The 18,692-nt window shown below is 69.4% G+C and carries 12 protein-coding genes and 1 pseudogene; 2 read left to right on the forward strand and 11 right to left on the reverse strand.

What is annotated here, in order from left to right; translation table 11 throughout:
- Positions 1-33: 33 nt before the first annotated feature.
- The 3 genes from ACIBCK_RS12620 to ACIBCK_RS12630 are packed head-to-tail and all read right to left on the reverse strand — an operon-like array spanning position 34 to position 5,464.
- Complete coding sequence (locus ACIBCK_RS12620; RefSeq protein WP_399389457.1) at positions 34-990, reverse strand: capsular polysaccharide synthesis protein; 957 nt, start codon at positions 988-990, stop codon at positions 34-36.
- Positions 991-1,031: 41 nt separating this feature from the next.
- Complete coding sequence (locus ACIBCK_RS12625; RefSeq protein ID WP_399389459.1) at positions 1,032-4,634, reverse strand: CDP-glycerol glycerophosphotransferase family protein; 3,603 nt, start codon at positions 4,632-4,634, stop codon at positions 1,032-1,034.
- Positions 4,631-5,464 carry a CDP-alcohol phosphatidyltransferase family protein gene (locus ACIBCK_RS12630; protein ID WP_399389461.1) on the reverse strand — a complete coding sequence of 278 codons (834 nt, stop codon included), beginning with the start codon at positions 5,462-5,464 and terminating at the stop codon, positions 4,631-4,633. The genes ACIBCK_RS12625 and ACIBCK_RS12630 overlap by 4 nt, the downstream gene beginning before the upstream one ends.
- Positions 5,465-5,847: 383 nt before the next feature.
- Here ACIBCK_RS12630 and ACIBCK_RS12635 point away from each other — a divergent pair, with 383 nt between their 5' ends.
- Positions 5,848-6,885: an LCP family protein gene (locus ACIBCK_RS12635; protein ID WP_399389463.1), complete on the forward strand. Its 1,038-nt coding sequence runs from the start codon at positions 5,848-5,850 to the stop codon at positions 6,883-6,885.
- A 70-nt stretch (positions 6,886-6,955) separates the two neighbouring features.
- On the opposite strand, the gene ACIBCK_RS12640 is transcribed toward ACIBCK_RS12635, so the two are convergent.
- Complete coding sequence (locus tag ACIBCK_RS12640) at positions 6,956-8,056, reverse strand: hypothetical protein (RefSeq protein WP_399389464.1); 1,101 nt, start codon at positions 8,054-8,056, stop codon at positions 6,956-6,958.
- 147 nt (positions 8,057-8,203) lie between these two features.
- Between ACIBCK_RS12640 and ACIBCK_RS12645 the strand changes: the two genes are divergently transcribed.
- Positions 8,204-8,575 carry an NTP pyrophosphohydrolase gene (locus ACIBCK_RS12645; RefSeq protein ID WP_399389466.1) on the forward strand — a complete coding sequence of 124 codons (372 nt, stop codon included), beginning with the start codon at positions 8,204-8,206 and terminating at the stop codon, positions 8,573-8,575.
- A gap of 8 nt (positions 8,576-8,583) precedes the next feature.
- Here the strand turns inward: ACIBCK_RS12645 and ACIBCK_RS12650 are convergent.
- The 7 genes and pseudogenes from ACIBCK_RS12650 to ACIBCK_RS12680 form a co-directional block, all read right to left on the reverse strand.
- Positions 8,584-10,041: pseudogene (locus tag ACIBCK_RS12650) on the reverse strand (ArnT family glycosyltransferase); the annotation flags it as partial.
- Positions 10,042-10,124: 83 nt separating this feature from the next.
- Positions 10,125-11,624: an amino acid permease gene (locus ACIBCK_RS12655; protein WP_399389467.1), complete on the reverse strand. Its 1,500-nt coding sequence runs from the start codon at positions 11,622-11,624 to the stop codon at positions 10,125-10,127.
- A 146-nt stretch (positions 11,625-11,770) separates the two neighbouring features.
- Positions 11,771-13,705: a 1-deoxy-D-xylulose-5-phosphate synthase gene (gene dxs, locus ACIBCK_RS12660; RefSeq protein ID WP_399389469.1), complete on the reverse strand. Its 1,935-nt coding sequence runs from the start codon at positions 13,703-13,705 to the stop codon at positions 11,771-11,773.
- A gap of 213 nt (positions 13,706-13,918) precedes the next feature.
- Positions 13,919-15,211: a sugar ABC transporter permease gene (locus tag ACIBCK_RS12665; RefSeq protein ID WP_399389470.1), complete on the reverse strand. Its 1,293-nt coding sequence runs from the start codon at positions 15,209-15,211 to the stop codon at positions 13,919-13,921.
- A complete protein-coding gene (locus ACIBCK_RS12670) occupies positions 15,208-15,996 on the reverse strand; it encodes an ATP-binding cassette domain-containing protein (protein WP_399389472.1) in 789 nt (262 codons plus the stop codon). The genes ACIBCK_RS12665 and ACIBCK_RS12670 overlap by 4 nt, the downstream gene beginning before the upstream one ends.
- 193 nt (positions 15,997-16,189) lie before the next feature.
- Positions 16,190-17,308 carry a sugar ABC transporter substrate-binding protein gene (locus ACIBCK_RS12675; RefSeq protein ID WP_399389473.1) on the reverse strand — a complete coding sequence of 373 codons (1,119 nt, stop codon included), beginning with the start codon at positions 17,306-17,308 and terminating at the stop codon, positions 16,190-16,192.
- Between the two features lie 120 nt (positions 17,309-17,428).
- Positions 17,429-18,628: an ROK family protein gene (locus ACIBCK_RS12680; RefSeq protein ID WP_399389475.1), complete on the reverse strand. Its 1,200-nt coding sequence runs from the start codon at positions 18,626-18,628 to the stop codon at positions 17,429-17,431.
- Positions 18,629-18,692: the final 64 nt, after the last annotated feature.

Below are 18,692 nucleotides of genomic sequence, written 5' to 3' on the forward strand. Positions count from 1 at the left end.
TCGCCGTGTCCGGAGCGCCCCGCCGGGCCCTGGTCAGGCCGCCGCGCTCGCGATGCGCTCCAGGATGCTGCCCGGCTTCGCGTCGCGCTTGTACGTCAGTTTGTGGACGAAGGACTTCGAGACCAGCTGCCCGAAGCGGGCGTCGTCGTACGGCTCCTGCATCGCCTTCTGCAGCTCGTGCGGCGGGTGGGAGCTCAGGTCGGGGGTGGCGTCCCAGACGGCGGCGAATTGCGGGTCCAGGTAGTACAGAGACTCGAACATGTGGTGCGGGAAGAAGTAGTGCACGTCGATGTTCCGGTGGCGCCAGTACGCGCACTGGGCCTGGTACATCATCTCGGTGATGTAGTTGCCGGGCCGTGCCGCGAGGAACCAGTTGGAGATCAGCGCGTCGTGGTAACGGAACGCGAAGAAGCCCGACGTGACCAGGGCGTCGAAGTTGCCGAACACCGATTCGGACGCCAGGCAGGTGGCGTCGAACCACACCCCTCCGTAGCGGCGCAGCAGGGCGAAGCGCACCAGGTCCGAGTAGTGGGTGCGGTCGGGCTCCGCGTGCAGCCGTACGTCGGCGGGGATGTCCACCCACCGGTGCAGTGACTCCCTGTCGAGTTCGATCACTTCCCCGATGTGCAGGGCCTCCAGCTGTTTGCGGCAGGCCTTGACGATCGGCGGCGCGTCGTCGAATCCCTGCGCCCAGTAGACGAAGATCTTCGGGTCCGTGTTCTCCTCGACGGGCCCGTCCCCGACCCTGCTCCTGAGCGTGTCGAGGTGTTCGGTCAGGAAGCGGGCCATCTGCCGCCGGTACATGAAGCGTTGGGGTTCCGAGGCGATCAGCTTCAGGTCGACGGGCAGTCCGTCCGGGTCGAGCCGGGCCGCCTGCTCGTACACCCAGGCGGCCTGCTTGAGCTCCCTGTGCTTCTCCAGGGCCTGGCCGACAGCGTAGAGCCTGGAGAAGTCGGGCGGGGGCTGGCGACGGGGGAACGGGTTCTTCACGGCAATCACTACCAGTCGTGAGGGGTGGTGGGGGGCGGGGGTCAGGCGGCTTTGCGGTGCCGCCCTCGGGCGGCATGCCGTTCGCGGAACGGCCAGGCGAGTTCCGTCATGCGGTCGATGACACGGTCGGCCGCGTGGCCGTCGTCGAAGTCGCAGAACAGGGACTGGAACCGCTGGTAGCGGGGCCAGTACTGGGGTGCGATGGAGTCGACGCGCCGGATGGCCCGCAGCAGGGTCTCGGAGTCCGGGATCAGTGGGCCCGGTGCCTCCGCCTCGAAGTCGAAGTAGAAGCCGCGGAGCTTCTCGCGGTAGCGCTCCATGTCGTAGGTGAAGAACAACATCGGGCGTCCGGTGATCGCGAAGTCGAACATCAGCGACGAGTAATCGGTGATGAGCAGGTCGGTGACGACGAAGAGGTCGGCGATGTCGGGGTACTTGGAGACGTCGAAGACGAAGCCGTCACCCGCGCCCGGCACGTCGTCGACGACGTTGGGGTGCTTGCGCACCAGCAGGACGTGGTCGTGGCCGAGCTCCTCACGGGCCCGCTCCAGGCCGATGCGCAGGTCGAGCTTGTAGCGGCCGGGGCTGTGGAAGAGGTCGTCCCGCCAGGTGGGGGCGTACAGGACGACGCGTTTGCCGGGCGGCAGGCCGAGGCGGGCGCGCACCTCGGCGGCCACGTCAGCGGCGCGGTCGGAGAACAGGATGTCGTTGCGCGGGTAGCCGGACTCCAGGATCTCGCCCTCGTACCGGAAGGCGCGGCGCAGGATCGGGGTGCTGAAGCTGTTGGGCGACACGAGCAGGCTCCAGTGGGGCACCTCCTCGGCCATCTTCTCCAGGTAGCGCTGGTCGGAGAAGCGCACGTTCTCGATGTCGTGGGCGATCCGCTTCAGAGGTGTTCCGTGCCAGGTCTGGACGATGACCTGGCCCTCCCTGCGCTCGACCCACTCGGGCAGATGGGTGTTGGAGACGATGTAGCGGCTGCGCGCGAGGGCTTCGTACCACTCGCGGCTCCACATGGTCACGGGCCTGGCCGTGGCGGGCACCTGCACCTGGTCGTCACGCACGACCCAGAGGTGTTCCAGGGGTTCATGCCTGCGCAGCAGTGCCTCGTGGACGGCGCGCGGGTTTCCGGAGAACTGGCGGCCGGTGAAGCTGTTGTAGAGCACCGCGTCGCGCAGCGGCTCGCGCCGTGCGGCGGGGTAGACGTCGTGCTGGAGCCTGCGCTGCCAGTAGGGTCCGCGCTCCTGTTCGGCGACGCGGGACGGGGCCACGACGATCAGCTGGTTGAAGCGGGCCCGCTCCACGGTGAAGCCGGACGCTCCGTACGCCAGGGGCAGGGAGCCCAGGAGCGGCCGGTCCAGACGCACCGGGCTGTCGGCGCCCGCGTCGGTTCCCTCGGCGCGGAAGCGTACGTCCCAGGCGCCGGGCCGCAGCGGCACGGTACCGGCGAGCGAGTCGACGGCGGCCGGGTGCAGCGTGGCCCGGAAGTGGTGGCCCGACACCTCTACGGGGAAGGTCCACTCCTCCTTCTGCCCCCGGTGGTGCAGCACGAGCCGCCCGCCCACCCGGTGGGATCCCAACAGGCTTCCCTCGACCTGGAGTTCACCTTCCGGTCCCCAGTTCACCGAGGTGGCCACCGCGAAGACGTCCGTCTCGTAGAGCGCCAGGTCTCCCGACGTGTTCTGGTGCACCACCAGCTGCCTGCTGCCCGCGGCGGCGCCGGGGCGGTCCGGGGCGAGGTAGTGGCCCTCCGCGAGAATCGGGTCGACCATCATGCGTACGGTCTTCCTGCCGAGGACCAGTTGGCAGCGCCAGCCGTTGCTGTCCGAGGTGTTGAGCATCCGCTGGAAGCCGTGCCGGCCGTCGACGCCGAACTCCGCGAGGTCGCGGGCCGGGATGCGGACGACGCGCACCCCGGGGCCTTCCATGCCGCCGAGCTGCTCCATCGGGTACTCGCGGTACTTGCCGAGGGCGAGGTGCTGGATGCGCAGTGCCGCCCGTGCACGGTGGCGCCGGGCGAGGTCGATCCGCAGTTCGAGGTGGTCGCCGGACAGCCGGTGGCCGGTGACCAGGGCGCGGACGGGTTCCACGCGCAGCAGCAGGCCACCGCCGCCGAAGGCGGGGATCACGCGCGTCTTCTCGTCCGGGCAGTAGTACGGCGGGTGGCTCGCCGAGCCGCGGGTGCCCTTGGCGAGCTTGGCCAGGCGCAGCTTGCCGCCGGAGAGGATCCCGATGCGCAGCCCCCAGGTGCCGCGGTGCAACTCGCCCCGGTGGCGCAGCCGTTGGACGTCGACCTCGAAGGAGAAGCCGGCCCAGTCGTAGCTGCGGTGGTACTGGCCCGAGCCCGCGGTGGCGTCCGGGCGGCGCACGGAGCGTACGCGCACCGGGAGCGTGCGGCGGGTGCCGCGTTCACGCAGCGCCACCACTTTGAACGAACCGATGCGCGAGGCCGCGTCGACGTGCCGGATGTAGGCGTACCCCTCGACCCGCATGCGGCCGTCCTGCCAGCTGACGTCGGTCAGGACGGCGCGGGCCGAGAGCTCGTCGTCGCAGCGCAGAACGGACTTGGGCACGCGCCGGCCGGTGACCTCGGGGGTGTACTTCAGGTAGGCGTGCCGCAGGCCGTGGCGCACGGCGAGCTTCTCGCCGCGCCGCTCCCTGGCCAACAGGGCGAGCAGGTCCTCGTATGCGTCGGACCGCACCAGGTGCCATTTCAGGCGGAGTTGGGCGGGCAGCGCGTCGAGGACCTCCGCCTCGACGCGGCCGAGGTAGTCGCGGGTCAGCTCCTGGAACCGGGCGCGGAACGCGTCGTCGGCGTCGAGGAGGACCTTCATGAACGGCGGGAGGTCGGAGGTGAGGACGCGCAGGTCGTACTCGTACTTGCGCCGTCGGCCGTCGGCGGCGTCGGCCTCGGCCAGCATGCGGCTGACGCCGTCGCAGGCGGCGACGCGGTCGACGAGGCCCTTGACCTCCGTGCGCCGCTGGGTGATCGAGGGCGCCGACGAGCCCTCGCGCTGGCGCCAGTAGTAGACGGGCCGCTCGATCACGTCGACGGCGGTCGCCTTGTGGTGGGCGGGCATGGTGACCGGGGTGTCCTCGTAGAGGACCCCGACGGGGAAGGCGAAGGCGTGCTTCTCCCAGAAGTCACGGCGGAACACCTTGTTCCAGGCCGTGCGGTCATTGACGAGGTCGGGCACCTCGCTGATGTGCGTTCGCGTCCGCTTCTTCGCCAGCGGGGCGTGCAGCGGGGACTGCCGGGTGCCCGCGCCGTACAGCAGGTGGACATTTCCCGCGACGAAATCGGACCCGCTCTCTTCGAGGGACTTGACCATCACGCTGTAGGCGTAGTTCGGCAGTACGTCGTCGCTGTCGACGAAGGTGATGAACTCGGAACCCGGGTCCGCGTGCGTGAATCCCGTGTTCCGTGCGTGGCCGAGTCCGCCGTTGCGCTGTGAGACGAGGCGGAAACGCGGATCCCGTGCCACGAAATCACGGGCGATGTCCGCGCTGTTGTCCGGTGACTCGTCGTCCACGAGAACGACTTCGAAATCACGGAAGGTCTGTTCGGCGATCGACTGGAGGCAGTCGAAGAGGTACTCCTCCACCCCGTAGAAGGGGACGATGATGCTCAGTCTCGGCGTCATATGAGGCTCCACTCCCGTTTCTCCATGACGCGGCTGAAATCCCGTGTGGAGAGCCAGAATTTGTACATGATGGCCAATTCGAAAAGGGCGAGCAGTACGCCGGCGACCACCGTGACGGGCAGAATGCATCCCGTCAGCGGCGCGATGATGAAGATCGCCATCTGGAATTCGATTCCGCTCACCAGATGCGGCCGGATACGGTGCTCGGTCAGTGTCCTGCGTACGCGGGCGTACCAGGGGAAGCGGCCGCGGAACCCTGCGTGCAGGTCGACGACGGTCACGCTGCGGGGCGGTTGCTGCCGCTCGGGGTCGAGGTCCGGGTTCTCCCGCATCAGGTCCTCCATGAAGACCACCGGCGGGGTGTTGCCGGCCCGTCCGCCCTGCCCTCGCTCGGCGGCCAGGTCCTCGATCCTGCGTCGCATCGCCACCCGCATCTTGTAGATCTGCAGGGCGTCGACGTACCGGAGCATGTCGAGGAAGACGACCGCCAGCGCGCCCACGAGGTACCACTCGTCGTCGGTGCACAGATACTGGCCGCCCATCAGGGCGATGGCGCAGCACAGCACCCGTATCCGGTCGAAGACGTAGTCGAGCCAGCCCCCGAACACCGTGCCGTTCCCTTTGAGGCGGGCAAGTTTCCCGTCGACGCAGTCGAGGATGAAGCTCACGTGGTAGAGAAGCGCGCCGACGACGAGGGACAGCTGGTCGCCCCGCACGAAGAAGCCGGCCGCCGCGATGCCGAGAAGGAGCGCCGACCACGTCACGCCGTTCGGCGTGACGCGTTCGAAGCGCGCGAGGAACCGGACGAGTCGGGTGGCTACGGGGTCCACGAGAAGAACCGTCCACCAGGCATCGCGCCTCTTGCACGTCTGCTGTTGGACATCCTTCAGCGAATGCCGTTTCATAACCCCTCAGCCACCAGCCGATAAAGAACGCCACGTAAGGAACGTCACGCGAGAGCGGAATTTCCAACCTTACGGGGGAGGGTGAATCGAACCGGGACGCTTTGGTCCTGACCGGCAGGGACAAAGGTCCTTGCCGATTCCAAAATCCCACTCGGGACTTCCGTTCGGCCGGTCAGGACTTTCGCCCCCGCACCGGAGCGTGCGCGGCACCGTCGAATGGAGTGGGGCGTCGTGTGACGTCCCGCGCCGGGCCGTGCCCCACCGATCCCGGCGGACCATTCCGGGACGGGGCGCGAAGGACGAACATCATGGCCGGGCTACCGCGGGGTCGGAAGATCCGAAGAATCGTGTGCTGGACCCTGGCGGGGCTGCTCGTCGTCGGCGGTGGCATCGGCTTCCTCGCCTACCGCCAGCTGTCCGGCAACCTCAGCAGCGTCGACATCAACGCCGCCCTCGGCATGGACCGCCCCGCCGACACCGACAACGGCAGCCAGGACATCCTCGTCATCGGCTCCGACTCGCGGTCCGGTGACAACAAGGGCCTGGCGGGCGGCGACACCGGCGGCACGGCCCGGTCAGACACCGCCATGGTGGTGCATCTGCCCGCGGGCGGCGGCCGGGCGACCGCGGTGAGCATTCCGCGGGACACGCTGGTGACGCGGCCGGGGTGCGCCACCGCCGACGGCAGGAAGCTGCCGGAGGCCCGGCGCGTGATGTTCAACTCCGTCTACACCGCGGGTGGCCCGGCCTGTGTGGTGAAGACGGTCGAGAACATGACCGGCATCCGCATGGACCACTTCGTGGAGATCGACTTCGCCGGTTTCAAGGGGCTGGTCGACGCGCTCGGCGGCGTCACCGTCACCACGGACAAGCCGATCGACGACAAGGGCAGCGGCCTGCGGCTCGCGGCCGGGACCCATCGGCTCGACGGCACCCAGTCGCTGGCCTTCGTCCGCACCCGGCACGGCATAGGCGACGGCAGTGATCTCGGGCGCATCGGCCTCCAGCAGCAGTTCATGCTGGCGGCCCTCTCGGAGATCAAGCAGCAGGGCACGCTGAGCAACCCCAACAAGCTCTACGAGGTCGCCGATGCCGCGACCAAGTCGCTCACCACCGACTCCGGCCTCGCCTCGCTCACGGACCTGGCCTCCTTCGCCAGGAGCCTCGACGGCCTCGATCCCCGGAGCATGGAGACGGTCACGCTGCCCGTGGCCTACGACAAGAGCGACCCGAACCGCGTGGTCGCCGCGCAGCCGCAGGCCGACGAGCTGTGGTCGGCGCTGAAGACCGATGAGCCGGTGCCCGCGTCGGCCAGGAAGTCGCCCGTGCGGGGCGGGGGTTCGTGAGCGGTGAGGTCGCCGGCCGAGGCCGCGGTGTCAGTACCCCTCAGACCAGCGCTCCCTCACCCGCGCTCCCTCAGACCCGCGTCCACGCCTCCAGCGCGAGGCCCGACTCCGCCTTCTGGCGCGCGAGCCGCAGCGTGCCGTCCAGGCCGATGGCCGCCATGACCACGCGGCCCTGCGCGTCCAGCGCCAACGCCGGGGAGCCCAGGCAGGGTTCGCCCGTCTCGGCCCACCAGATGCCCGCCTTCTCGTCCTCCGTGGGGTAGGCCGCTATGACCGGGCGGCCGTCCGCTCCCCGGTGGGCGAGGACCGTGCAGTCGTGGCCCTCTATCGTCGCGCGGACGGCTGCCGTGTGGCCGGTGTCCGGGGCTCCACCGAGGGGCCGCGTGTCCTCGTCGACACCGCGGTGCGCGACCACGCCTGAGCCGCGGGCGTCCGTGGCGTAGTACGTGAGGCGGTCGTCGGCCGTCTCCAGGGCCGTGCCCGAACCGGGGGACGGGGGCAGGGCAATATCGTCGGTGCGCTGGAAGTCGGCGCCCTGCTTGTCCTGGGTCCAGTGCAGCGTCTTGTTCCGTGCCGGGCCGAAGACTTCGATCCGGCCGGTGGAGGTGGCGACGGCCGTGATGCCGTCGAGGACCTCGCGGACCTTGAAGTCCTTCCACCCCTCCCACTTGCCGCCCTTGCCCTCGCGCCGCAGCCGGACGCTGTTCACCGCGTCGCGCACGAAGACGTGGACCGAGCCCGCGGCGTCCACGGCGGCGGTCGGGGCGCCGAGGTGCGGGGCGCGCTCGACCATCTTGGTGTGCGGGTTGCCGAGTGAGCGCCAGTCCATGAGCGGGCGGCCCGACTGGTACTGGATGCTGTGCACCACGTCGACCTCCGTCCCGCGCTTGCGCAGGCCGATGAAGTGGACGTACCCGTCGACACCCTGGGCCAGGGTGAGGTGCGTCAGGTCCGGTGCCTCGAAGAATTCCGGGCCCGACCACTCCGGGCCGCCGGGGCGGGCCTCCGTCCAGCGCAGCAGGCCCTCGTCCGCGCGGGCATAGGCGGTGAGCCTGCCGTCCGTGCCCCGCAGCAGCCAGCGCCCTGTCGCGAGGGTGCCTGTCGCGGCGTGGCCGGCGGCGGCCCGGCGGGAGGATTCTCCCTCGGGCCCGGGTGCGGACCTCTGCGGCATGACTCGGCGTCGGCCTTCCTGCGAGTGGTCGTCTGCTGCGGTGCTCTGGCCAGCCCGTGGACCGTGGCTGCCTATGGGCCTTAAGTCTACGTTTGACGCACGCGGCTTCCGGCCGGGGCCCGGCCGCCGGTGTGCCAGGGTGGCGCCATGAGAACTCTCCTGGTCGTGGACGCCGCCAACGTCGTGGGCTCGGTGCCCGACGGCTGGTGGCGCGACCGGCACGGGGCGGCCGAGCGCCTGCGGGACCGGCTCGTCGCGTACGCCGACACGGGCATCCCGGGTCATCCGGGGCCGCTGGACATCACCCTCGTGGTGGAGGGCGCGGCCCGCTACGTCGAGTCGGTCGAGGGCGTACGCGTGGTCCCCGCACCCGGCAGCGGCGACGACCGCATCGTGGAGCTGGTCGCCGAGGCGGCGGACAGACCCTGCGTGGTCGTCACGGCCGACCGCGAGCTGCGCCGAAGGGTCGACGAGTTGGGAGCACTATCGGTGGGCCCCCGAACGGTCCGCGACAGCTGACCTCGGTCCGTTCGTGCGTACACCACCGCTCCCCCCACCCGCCCCACCGGCTCGTACCCGACCGTGAGGATTCGTCGCAGGGACGGCAGTCGGGTCGGCGTGAACGGCTTGCCCTGGGAGTCGTCGATGATGATCGTTGGTGGGTGGTCCTCCAGTTCTCGGCGGAAGACCCTCCAGGAGCCCTCGACCGCGTACCTTTCGCCCACCTGGGGGCCGTTCCTGCCGCCGCTGTAGTTGGTCAGGAGCCCTGCCGTGAGGTAGCGGCTCGCGGGGGTGCGGTCGGACAGCCAGTACGTCTCCGGGTGTATCCCCCAGAACAGCACTTTGTCCTGGGGTGATGTGAGCGCGCGGACCGTCTCCGCCAGGCGCGTGGCGTGCGCCAGTTCGGGGCGGGGCGCGAGCATTCCCCAGGTCAGGAACAGTGCGCAGGCGGCGGCCGAGACCGACACCGCCGTCCGTGTGCGCTCCCGAGGCAGGATGTGGAGCGCTGCCGTGGCCAAGAGGGCCAGAGGTGGGGTGAGTTGGAGGTAGTAGTGGCCGAAGAAGTGGAAGCCGGCCAGGACCGCTGCCGCCGATGAGGCGAGCCAGAGCCACAGCTCTGTGGAGCCTGTGCGGGCGATGCGCAGGACCCGTACGACGGGCGGGATGATCCCCCCGCAGGCCACCGCGAGGATCGCCGTGTTCGTCAGGCCCCTGAAGAGCACGTGGAGTTCGGAGCCGGTGAAGGAGGCGTACGCCCCCGAGCCCGTCACCGTCCAGAACAGGAATCCCGCCGGATGCGTGAGAGCCGCCGCCGCGAGGACCGGGGCGGTCAGGCCAACTCCCATGCGCAGTACGTCCCTTCGGGCGCCGCCCGCCTGCCACAGCAGCCACACCACCGGCACCAGGACCGCTCCCCCGGTCTGCTTGGCGAGGAACGCGCAGGCGACCGCCGCACCCGCCGCCCCCCAGCGGCGCCGGTCCGCGCACCACAGGGCGGCCGCCGTGCACGGCAGCATGAAGACCTCGAAGGTGGCCGCCTGGGCGTCCTCGGGGTTCAGCCCCACCGAGACGAGGAGGTAGAGCACGCCGGCCGTACGGCCGGCGCCGTCGCCCCAGCGGCGCCTTGCGATGCAGACGAGGAGCACGGCGGTCAGGAACTGGGCCGCCACCGCGAGCACCTTCAGCGGGAGCAGCGTCCCGTCGCCGAAGAGCGCGAACGCCCCCTCGTACAGCCAGGGGACGAGCGGCGGCTTGCGGTCGACGACCGTTTCGTAGAGCTCTCCCCCGTCGGCCAGCATCCTTGCCTGGACGGCGATATAGCCCTCGTCCGGGCTCCACAGCGGCCACCGGAAAGAGGGGATCCGGGTGACGCAGGCCAGGGCGGCGAGGAGGGGGAGCAGACGCGGCCAGTACGACTCCGTACGCGGGCGGGACAGCCGCGGCCCGTGTACGGAGCGTGGTGATGCGGAGGGCTCGGCGAGCATGAGGTGCACGCTATCCGGCCCCGCAGTTCCCATCGGATCGGGACATACGGGGCCGGACGATTGACTGGAAGTGACCGATACGATTACCGGACGTCACCGGTCTGCTGCTTGCCCTCCCGGCCGAGCCGGCTGTGCGAGCGCCCGTACACGAAGTAGACGACGAAGCCGAGCGCCATCCAGACGGCGAACCGCAGCCACGTCTCGGCCGGCAGGTTCAGCATCAGCCACACCGATGCGGCCACCGAGAGGATGGGTACGAGCGGCACCAGCGGGGTGCGGAAGGCGCGCGGCAGGTCCGGGCGGGTGCGGCGCAGGATGATGACGCTCAGGGCGACCACGACGAAGGCGAAGAGCGTGCCGATGTTCACCAGTTCGGCGAGCTCGTCGAGGCTGGTGAAGCCCGCGAGGATCGCGATGAGGACGCCGAGCAGGATGGTCGGCCGGTGCGGCGTGCGGTACTTCGGGTGGACGTGCGAGAAGAACCGCGGCAGCAGACCGTCGCGGCTCATCGCGAAGAAGACACGGGTCTGGCCGAGCAGCAGGATCATGCAGACCGTGGTGAGGCCGACGGCCGCGCCGAAGCTGATCACACCGCCGTAGAAGGGATGCCCGGTGGCCTTGAAGGCGTCGGCGAGCGGGGCGTCCACCGATAGTTCGCTGTAGTGCTGCATGCCCGTGACGACGATCGACACGGCGACGTACAGGACGGTGCAGATCAGGAGCGACCCGAGGATGCCGCGCGGCATGTCCCGCTGGGGCAACTTCGTCTCCTCGGCCGCGGTGGCCACGATGTCGAAGCCGATGAAGGCGAAGAAGACGATGGAGGCCGCGGTGAAGATGCCGAGCACGCCGAAGTTGGTGGGCGCGTAGCCGAACATCAGTTGGATGAGCGGGGAATCGATGCTGTTGCCCGCGGGCACTTCCTGCGCCTTGGGGATGAACGGCTTGTAGTTGTCGGCGTCGATGAAGAAGGCACCCGCGATGATGACGATCAGGACGACGGCCACCTTGATGGCGACGATGACCGTGGTGACGCGGGCGGAGAGCTTCATCCCGAGGACCAGGACGACCGTCAGGACGAGCACCAGCGCGGTGGCGAGGATGTCGAAGCTGAAGCCATCGGAGGCGTCGGGCCCGGAGAGTGCCGCGGGCAGCTCCCAGCCCGCGTTGTCCATCAGGGAGCGCACATAGCCGGACCAGCCGACGGCGACCACCGCCGTGCCGAGCGCGAATTCCAGGACCAGGTCCCAGCCGATGGTCCAGGCGGGCAGCTCGCCGAGCGAGGCGTACGAGAAGGTGTACGCCGATCCGGCCACCGGCACGGTGGAGGCGAACTCCGCGTAGCAGAGCGCCGCGAGGGCGCAGACGACTCCGGCGACGGCGAAGGCGATCGCGGTGGCGGGCCCGGCGGTCTCCTTGGCCACCGCCCCGGTCAGCACGAAGATGCCGGTGCCGATGACGACGCCGACGCCGAAGACCGTGAGATCAAGGGCGGACAGCGACTTCTTGAGCTGGTGCTCCGGCTCCTCGGTGTCCTGGATGGACTGCTCGATGCTCTTCGTTCTGAAAAGGCTGCTTGCCACGGACGTACCTCCACGCTTGTCGTCCTCGACATGATCGAGAGGGCGGGTACCCCATTGGCCCCGGCGCGAGCCTATTCACGCGAATGGGCCGGTTCCACCACCCGTACAGGGTGTCGGAACCGGCCCATCGGCGGTGGTCGTTGACGTCAGTCGCGCGCGGGCTCCCCCGCCTCGACCGAGTCGACGGCCGCCGGGCGCTCGAAGCGGCCGTCGAGCTTGGCGACGAGGCCGGTCACCTGGCGGGCGATGTCCGGGGCGGTCAGGCCGATCTCGGCCATGATCTCCTTGCGGGACGCGTGGTCCAGGAAGCGCGGCGGGATGCCGAAGTCGCGCAGCGGTACGTCGACGCCCGCGTCGCGCAGGGCCTGGGAGACGGCCGAACCGACGCCGCCGGCGCGGGAGTTGTCCTCGACGGTGACGACGACGCGGTGCTTCTCGGCGAGCGGGGCGAGCGCCTCGTCGACGGGCTTGACCCAGCGGGGGTCGACGACCGTCGTGGTGATGCCCTGCTTGTTGAGGAGGTCGGCGATCTCCAGGCACATGGGAGCGAGCGCGCCCACCGAGACCAGGAGCACGTCGGGGTGGCTGGTGCCCGCCTTGCGCAGGACGTCCATGCCGCCGACCTTGCCGACGGCCTTGACCGCGGGACCGACCGCGCCCTTGGAGTAGCGCACGACGGTCGGGGCGTCCGTGACCTCGACGGCCTCGCGCAGCTGCAGGCGGACCTGGTCGGCGTCGCGCGGGGCGGCGATGCGCAGGGTGGGCACGCACTGCAGGATCGACATGTCCCACATGCCGTTGTGCGACGCGCCGTCCGTGCCGGTGACGCCCGCCCGGTCCAGGACGAAGGTGACGCCGCACTTGTGCAGGGCCACGTCCATCAGGAGCTGGTCGAAGGCGCGGTTGAGGAACGTCGCGTAGACGGCGAAGACGGGGTGCAGGCCGCCGGTGGCGAGGCCGGCCGCGGAGACGGCGGCGTGCTGCTCGGCGATGCCGACGTCGTAGACCCGGTCGGGGAACGCCTTGGCGAACTTCTGCAGGCCGACCGGCTGGAGCATGGCGGCGGTGATCGCGACGATGTCCTCGCGCTCGTGGCCGAGCTTGACCATCTCCTCGCCGAAGACGGACGTCCAGTCCATGCCGCCCGCGGCGATGGGCAGGCCGGTGTCGGGGTGGATCGGGCCGATGCCGTGGAAGTGGTCGGCCTCGTCCTCCTCGGCGGGCTTGTAGCCGCGGCCCTTCTCGGTGATGCAGTGCACGATGACCGGGCCGCCGAAGCGCTTGGCGCGCACCAGGGCGGACTCCAGGGCCTCGATGTCGTGGCCGTCGATGGGGCCGACGTACTTCAGGCCGAGGTCCTCGAACATGCCCTGCGGGGCGATGAAGTCCTTGAGGCCCTTCTTCGCGCCGTGCAGCGTCTCGTACAGGGGCCTGCCGACGACCGGGGTGCGCTCCAGGAGGTCCTTGCCGCGGGCCAGGAAGCGCTCGTAGCCATCGGTGGTGCGCAGGGTCGCCAGGTGGTTCGCGAGGCCGCCGATGGTGGGGGCGTACGACCGCTCGTTGTCGTTGACGACGATCACCAGGGGGCGGTCCTTGGCGGCGGCGATGTTGTTCAGCGCCTCCCAGGCCATGCCGCCGGTGAGCGCGCCGTCACCGATGACGGCGACGACATGGTCGTCCTTGCCCTGCACCTCGTTGGCCTTGGCGAGGCCGTCGGCCCAACCGAGGACGGTGGAGGCGTGCGAGTTCTCGATCACGTCGTGGTCGGACTCGGCACGCGAGGGGTAGCCGGAGATGCCGCCCTTGGTGCGCAGCTTGCCGAAGTCCTGGCGGCCGGTGAGCAGCTTGTGCACGTAGCTCTGGTGGCCGGTGTCGAAGAGCACCTTGTCCTGCGGGGACTCGAAGACGCGGTGCATGGCGATGGTGAGCTCGACCACGCCGAGGTTGGGGCCGAGGTGGCCGCCTGTCTTGGACACTGCGTCGACGAGGAAGGCGCGGATCTCGCCGGCCAGCTGGTTCAGCTCCTCCAGGCTGAGCCGGTCCAGATCGCGCGGTCCCCTGATGCGGGTCAGCAGCGGCACCCGTGCCTCCTTGCAGTAGAGCGTGCAGTAGAGCTGTTCAAGCGTTGACCGGATTGTTGCCGGGCCTGTTGAGTCTAATGTTCCGCCGTCGGCGGCGGAGTCCGGGCCGTGAGTTCCACGTCACGCGATCGGCGGTAGACAGGGGGCGGACAGCGAGCTGCCCGGCACCGCGCCGTTGCGGTGCCGGGCAGCCCTGTTCCGGGTTCTGGCAGGTCAGGCGCGTCCTGCCGTCTTCTGGGTCTTGCGCGTCACGGAGTCGATCACGACCGTGGCGAGCAGTACGCCACCAGTGATCATGTACTGGACCGGCGTTGCGATGCCTTCGAGCGCAAGGCCGTACTGGATCGAGGTGATGACCATGACACCCAGGAGGGCGTTCCAGGTGCGGCCCCGGCCACCGAAGAGGCTGGTGCCGCCGATGACGGCCGCCGCGATGGCGTTCATCAGGAGGTCACCGGTACCGGCGCCCTGGTTGGCGGCGGCGATCTTGGAGGCCATGAAGAGGCCACCGGCCGCGGCGAACGTACCGGCGATCGCGTAGACCGACGTACGGATCAGGGTGACGTTGATGCCCGCGCGGCGGGACGCCTCGACGCTGCCGCCGAGCGCGAAGACCTTGCGGCCGTAGCCGGTGCGGCGGAGCACGAAGTCGGTGCCGACCAGGACCACCAGGAAGATCACCAGGGCGAGGGGCAGGCCCTTGTACTGGTTGAACATGATCGCGGCGGCGAAGGCCACCACGGCCAGGACCGCGGTACGGACGATGATCTCGCTCAGCGGCCGGGACGGGACACCGGCCGCCTCGCGGCGGCGGCTGTCCAGGAACGAGGAGAGGAAGAACGCGGCGACCGCGACGACCGCGAGGCCGTAGGCCGCGGCGACGTCCGTGAAGTAGTACGAGGTCAGCTTGGCGATCAGGCCCTCGGAGTCGAGGTTGATGGTGCCGTTGTCACCCAGGATCTGGAGCATGAAGCCCTGCCAGAACAGCAGGCCCGCCAGGGTGACGGCGAACGCCGGGGCGCCGATGCGCGCGAAGAAGAAGCCGTGGATCGTGCCGATCACGGTGCCGGAGAGTACGGCGACGATCAGCGCGACCCACTCGGGTGCGCCGTGCGTGACGGCGAGCACGGCGGCGACCGCGCCCGCGACACCGCTGACCGAGCCGACCGACAGGTCGATCTCGCCGAGCAGCAGCACGAAGACGATGCCGACCGCGATCATGCCGGTGCCGACCATGGCGACGGAGATGTTGCTGAGGTTCTCCGCGGTCATGAAGCGCGAGTTCATCGAGGCGAAGATCGCCCAGATGATGATGAGGCCCGCGACGACGGGTATGGAACCCAGGTCACCGGCGCGCATCTTCCGCTTGAACTCGGTGATGTAGCCCGCGAAGCCCTGCTCGCGCACGAGCAGGCGGGGGTCCACCGCGGTGACGGCGTCGGCGGCGGCCGCGGGGGCGTCGACGGGCGCGTCGCCGGGCGTGGAGGTCTTGTCGATGCTGCTCACTTCTGGGCCTCCCCATTGCGCGCCGCGCGACGGGTCACGGCATTGTCCGTGGCGCCCGTGATGGCGGAGATGATCTCTTCCTGCGAGGTGGACTTCACGTCGAAGACGCCGTTGTTCCGGCCGAGCCGGAGCACCGCCACCTTGTCCGCGACGGCCTTGACGTCCGCCATGTTGTGGCTGATGAGAATGACCGCGTGGCCACGCTCGCGCAGCCGCTCCACCAGGTCGAGGACCTGGGCGGTCTGCTCGACGCCGAGCGCCGCGGTGGGCTCGTCGAGGATGACGAGCTTGGGCTCGCCGAGCATCGAGCGGGCGATCGCCACCGTCTGGCGCTGACCGCCGGAGAGCGAGGCGATCGGGATGCGGACGCTGGGTATGCGGATCGACAGCGTGGTGAGGAGCTCGCGGGCGCGGCGCTCCATCTCGACCTCGTTGAGCACTCCGCGCCTGCGCAGCTCACGACCGAGGTAGAGATTGCCGACGACGTCGATGTTGTCGCACAGCGCGAGGTCCTGGTAGACGGTCGCGATGCCCAGGTTCTGGGCGTCGTGCGGCTTGTTGATCTGGACGGCCTTGTTCTCCCACTCGATGACGCCGTCATCGATGGGATGCACGCCGGCGATCGTTTTGACCAGCGTGGACTTTCCTGCGCCGTTGTCGCCGACCAGGGCGACCACCTCACCGGCGTGGACCTCAAGCTCGACGTCGGTGAGCGCCTGGACGGCACCGAATCGCTTGGAGACCCCGCGCAACGCCAACACGGGCGTAGCGGACACGTGAACCATCTCCTTCGCCGCCTGACCGGCGGGAGGTTGAACAGAAGAGAACGAGAAGAACGAGAAGAACGGGAGGAGCGAGAAGACCTGTACGCGACCGGAGCGCGTTTCTGTCCGGCGCCCCGCCTGGAGCTGCGGGGCTGTTGGAACGGGGCGCCGGACAGGCCTCAATGGTGGTGAAGTCCCGTGGAGACGAGGGGACTTACTTCAGGCCGACCTTGCCGCAGTCGGCCTTGTACTTGGCCGTGCAGATCTCGTCGACCGCGTAGATGCCGTCCTTGATGACGGTCTCCTTGATGTTCTTGTCGGTCAGCGAGACGACCGGCACGAGCACCGTGGGAACGTCCTTGGCGGTGGGGCTGTCGACGGTCGTCTTGGCGATCGAGTCGAGCTTCTCGCCCTTGCCGAGCGCGACGGCCATCTTCGCGGCGATCTCGGCTTCCTGCGGGTAGGACTTGTAGACGCTCATGAACTGCTCGCCCGCGACGATGCGCTGCACACCGGCGAGTTCGGCGTCCTGGCCCGTGACCGGGGGAAGCTTGCTGACGCCCGCGGCCTTGAGGGCGGTGATGATGCCGCCCGCCATGCCGTCGTTCGCGGAGTAGACGCCGTCGATCTTGTCCTTGCCGATCGCCGAGATCGCGCCCTCCATGTTGGCGTTGGCGTTCTCCGGCTTCCACTCCTTGGTGTCGTACGACTTGCCGATCTTGACCTTGCCCTTGAGCTCGGCCTCGGCGCCCTTCTTGAAGAGCTTGGCGTTCGGGTCGGTGATCGCGCCGTTCATCATCACGATCGTGCCGCCCTTGGCCTTGTCGCCGAGGGCCTCGAGGAGGGCCTTGCCCTGGACGCGGCCGACCTCTTCGTTGTCGAAGGAGGTGTACGCGTCGATGGGGCCCTCGGCAAGGCGGTCGTACGCCACGACCGGGATGCCCGCGTCCTTGGCCTTCTTGACCGACCCCGCGATGGCCTTGGAGTCCACCGCGTCCACGATCAGCACGTCCACCTTGTTGGTGATCATGGTGTCGGCCTGCTGGTTCTGGGTGTTCGCGTCCTGCTTGGCGTTGGCGTACGTCACCTTCGCCTTGCCGTCGGTCAGCTCCTTGACGTGCTTCTCGATCAGCGGCTTGTCGAACTTCTCGTAACGCGCGGTCTGGTTCTCCGGCAGGAGCAGACCTATGTTCAGCGCGTCGCCCTTCTTCGAGCCCGAGCCCGCTTCATCCTTGTCACCGCCGGACTCCTTGGCACTGCCACAGGCGGCGAGGGTGACGGCCATGGTGGTGGCGGCAACGGCAACGGCGGCACGACGCATACGCGTGTTCATTTGGGAACCTCCCTGACGTGGCCGCGTCGTTGCGGCCGAGGTGGCTCGAAGTCAACTCGGCCGCCACACCAGCGTCAAGGAGTAAATCCTTAACGAGATGACAACGGTGCCATGCGTTATCTAAGTGAAGGCAGGTGCGGTCGCAGGGAGAGAGCCGTCCAAAAGGGTCGAATCGCCCATTTCGCTGAGGGCGAGAGCCAGTGCTCCGAGCACCTCGGCGCGGCCGCCCAGGGCCCCCGGAAGGACGGAAAGCTGCCGGGCCGCGCTGGGGATCGCATAGCGCCCCACGGACTCCCTGATGGGCCCGAGGACCAGCTCACCGGCCTCCGCGAGGTCACCGCCGAGGACGACCCTGCTGGGGTTCAGGAGGTTGCAGAGGTTGGCCACGCCGCTGCCGATGTGCCGGCCGACGTCGGCGATCACGCGGCGGCAGCCGGGGTCCCCGTCACGCGCGAGGGCGACCACGCGCTCCATGGTCAGCTCGGTGCCGTGGCTGGACTGGAGCAGCGGCAGCACATAGCGGGCCGCCGTGAAGGTCTCCAGGCAGCCGCGGTTGCCGCACCGGCAGACCGGGCCCGACTCGTCCAGGGTGATGTGCCCGATCTCGCCGGCGGTGCCGCCGGGCCCGCGGTAGATCCGCCCGCTGATCACGAGCCCGGCGCCGACACCGCTCGCGACCTTGATGTACGCCAGGTCCTTGACCCCGCGGCCGCTGCCCCACACCAGCTCGCCGAGCGCGCCGAGGTTGGCGTCGTTGTCGACGTGCACGGGGACGCCGATGCGGTCCTTGAGCTCCTCGGCGGGCTTCGTGCCGGACCAGCCCGGCAGGATCGACGTCGAGCCGAGTGTCCCGGACTCCACGTCGATGGGCCCCGGCACGCCGAGGCCGATGCCCGCGATCTTCGAGCGGTCCACGCCGGTCGCCGCGATCAGCCTGCTGACCAGCTGCTCGGCGCGGTCGAAGCCCTGTGCGGCCGACGCGTCCACGTCCAGCGGCTCGGACTCCTCGGCGAGCACCTGGTGGGCGAGGTTGCCCACGGCCACGCGCAGGTGCGTATGGCCGAAGTCCACGCCGATGACGATGCCGGCGTCGCCGCTGAGCGAGACGCTGCGGGCCCGTCGGCCGCCTGCCGAGGTGGGCGTGACCTCGACCGTTCCGCCGTCCTTGAGCTCCCGGACGATGTTGGAGACCGTGGCCGCGGACAGGCCCGTCGTCCTGGCGATCTCCGCCTGAGTGAGCGATCCGGCGAGCCGTACGGCACGTACGACCCGCTCGAGATTGGCCCGGTGCAGCGACGACTGCGACCCCGGAGTCTCCATTGACTCAGCCACCCTTATTCCGTATGACGTAAATGTAGAAGCAGCACCTTCGCCGCCCGTACAA

Origin of the sequence: Streptomyces sp. NPDC051218 (assembly GCF_044455475.1) — a bacterium.
Classification (GTDB): Bacteria; Actinomycetota; Actinomycetes; order Streptomycetales; family Streptomycetaceae; genus Streptomyces.

Excerpts from the sequence above, each read along its gene's own strand:
- ACIBCK_RS12670 (WP_399389472.1), bottom strand. The coding sequence starts at position 15,996 with ATGGTTCACGTGTCCGCTACGCCCGTGTTGGCGTTGCGCGGGGTCTCC.
- ACIBCK_RS12675 (WP_399389473.1), bottom strand. The coding sequence starts at position 17,308 with ATGAACACGCGTATGCGTCGTGCCGCCGTTGCCGTTGCCGCCACCACC.
- ACIBCK_RS12625 (WP_399389459.1), bottom strand. The coding sequence starts at position 4,634 with ATGACGCCGAGACTGAGCATCATCGTCCCCTTCTACGGGGTGGAGGAG.
- ACIBCK_RS12680 (WP_399389475.1), bottom strand. The coding sequence starts at position 18,628 with ATGGAGACTCCGGGGTCGCAGTCGTCGCTGCACCGGGCCAATCTCGAG.
- ACIBCK_RS12635 (WP_399389463.1), top strand. The coding sequence starts at position 5,848 with ATGGCCGGGCTACCGCGGGGTCGGAAGATCCGAAGAATCGTGTGCTGG.
- ACIBCK_RS12645 (WP_399389466.1), top strand. The coding sequence starts at position 8,204 with ATGAGAACTCTCCTGGTCGTGGACGCCGCCAACGTCGTGGGCTCGGTG.
- ACIBCK_RS12640 (WP_399389464.1), bottom strand. The coding sequence starts at position 8,056 with ATGCCGCAGAGGTCCGCACCCGGGCCCGAGGGAGAATCCTCCCGCCGG.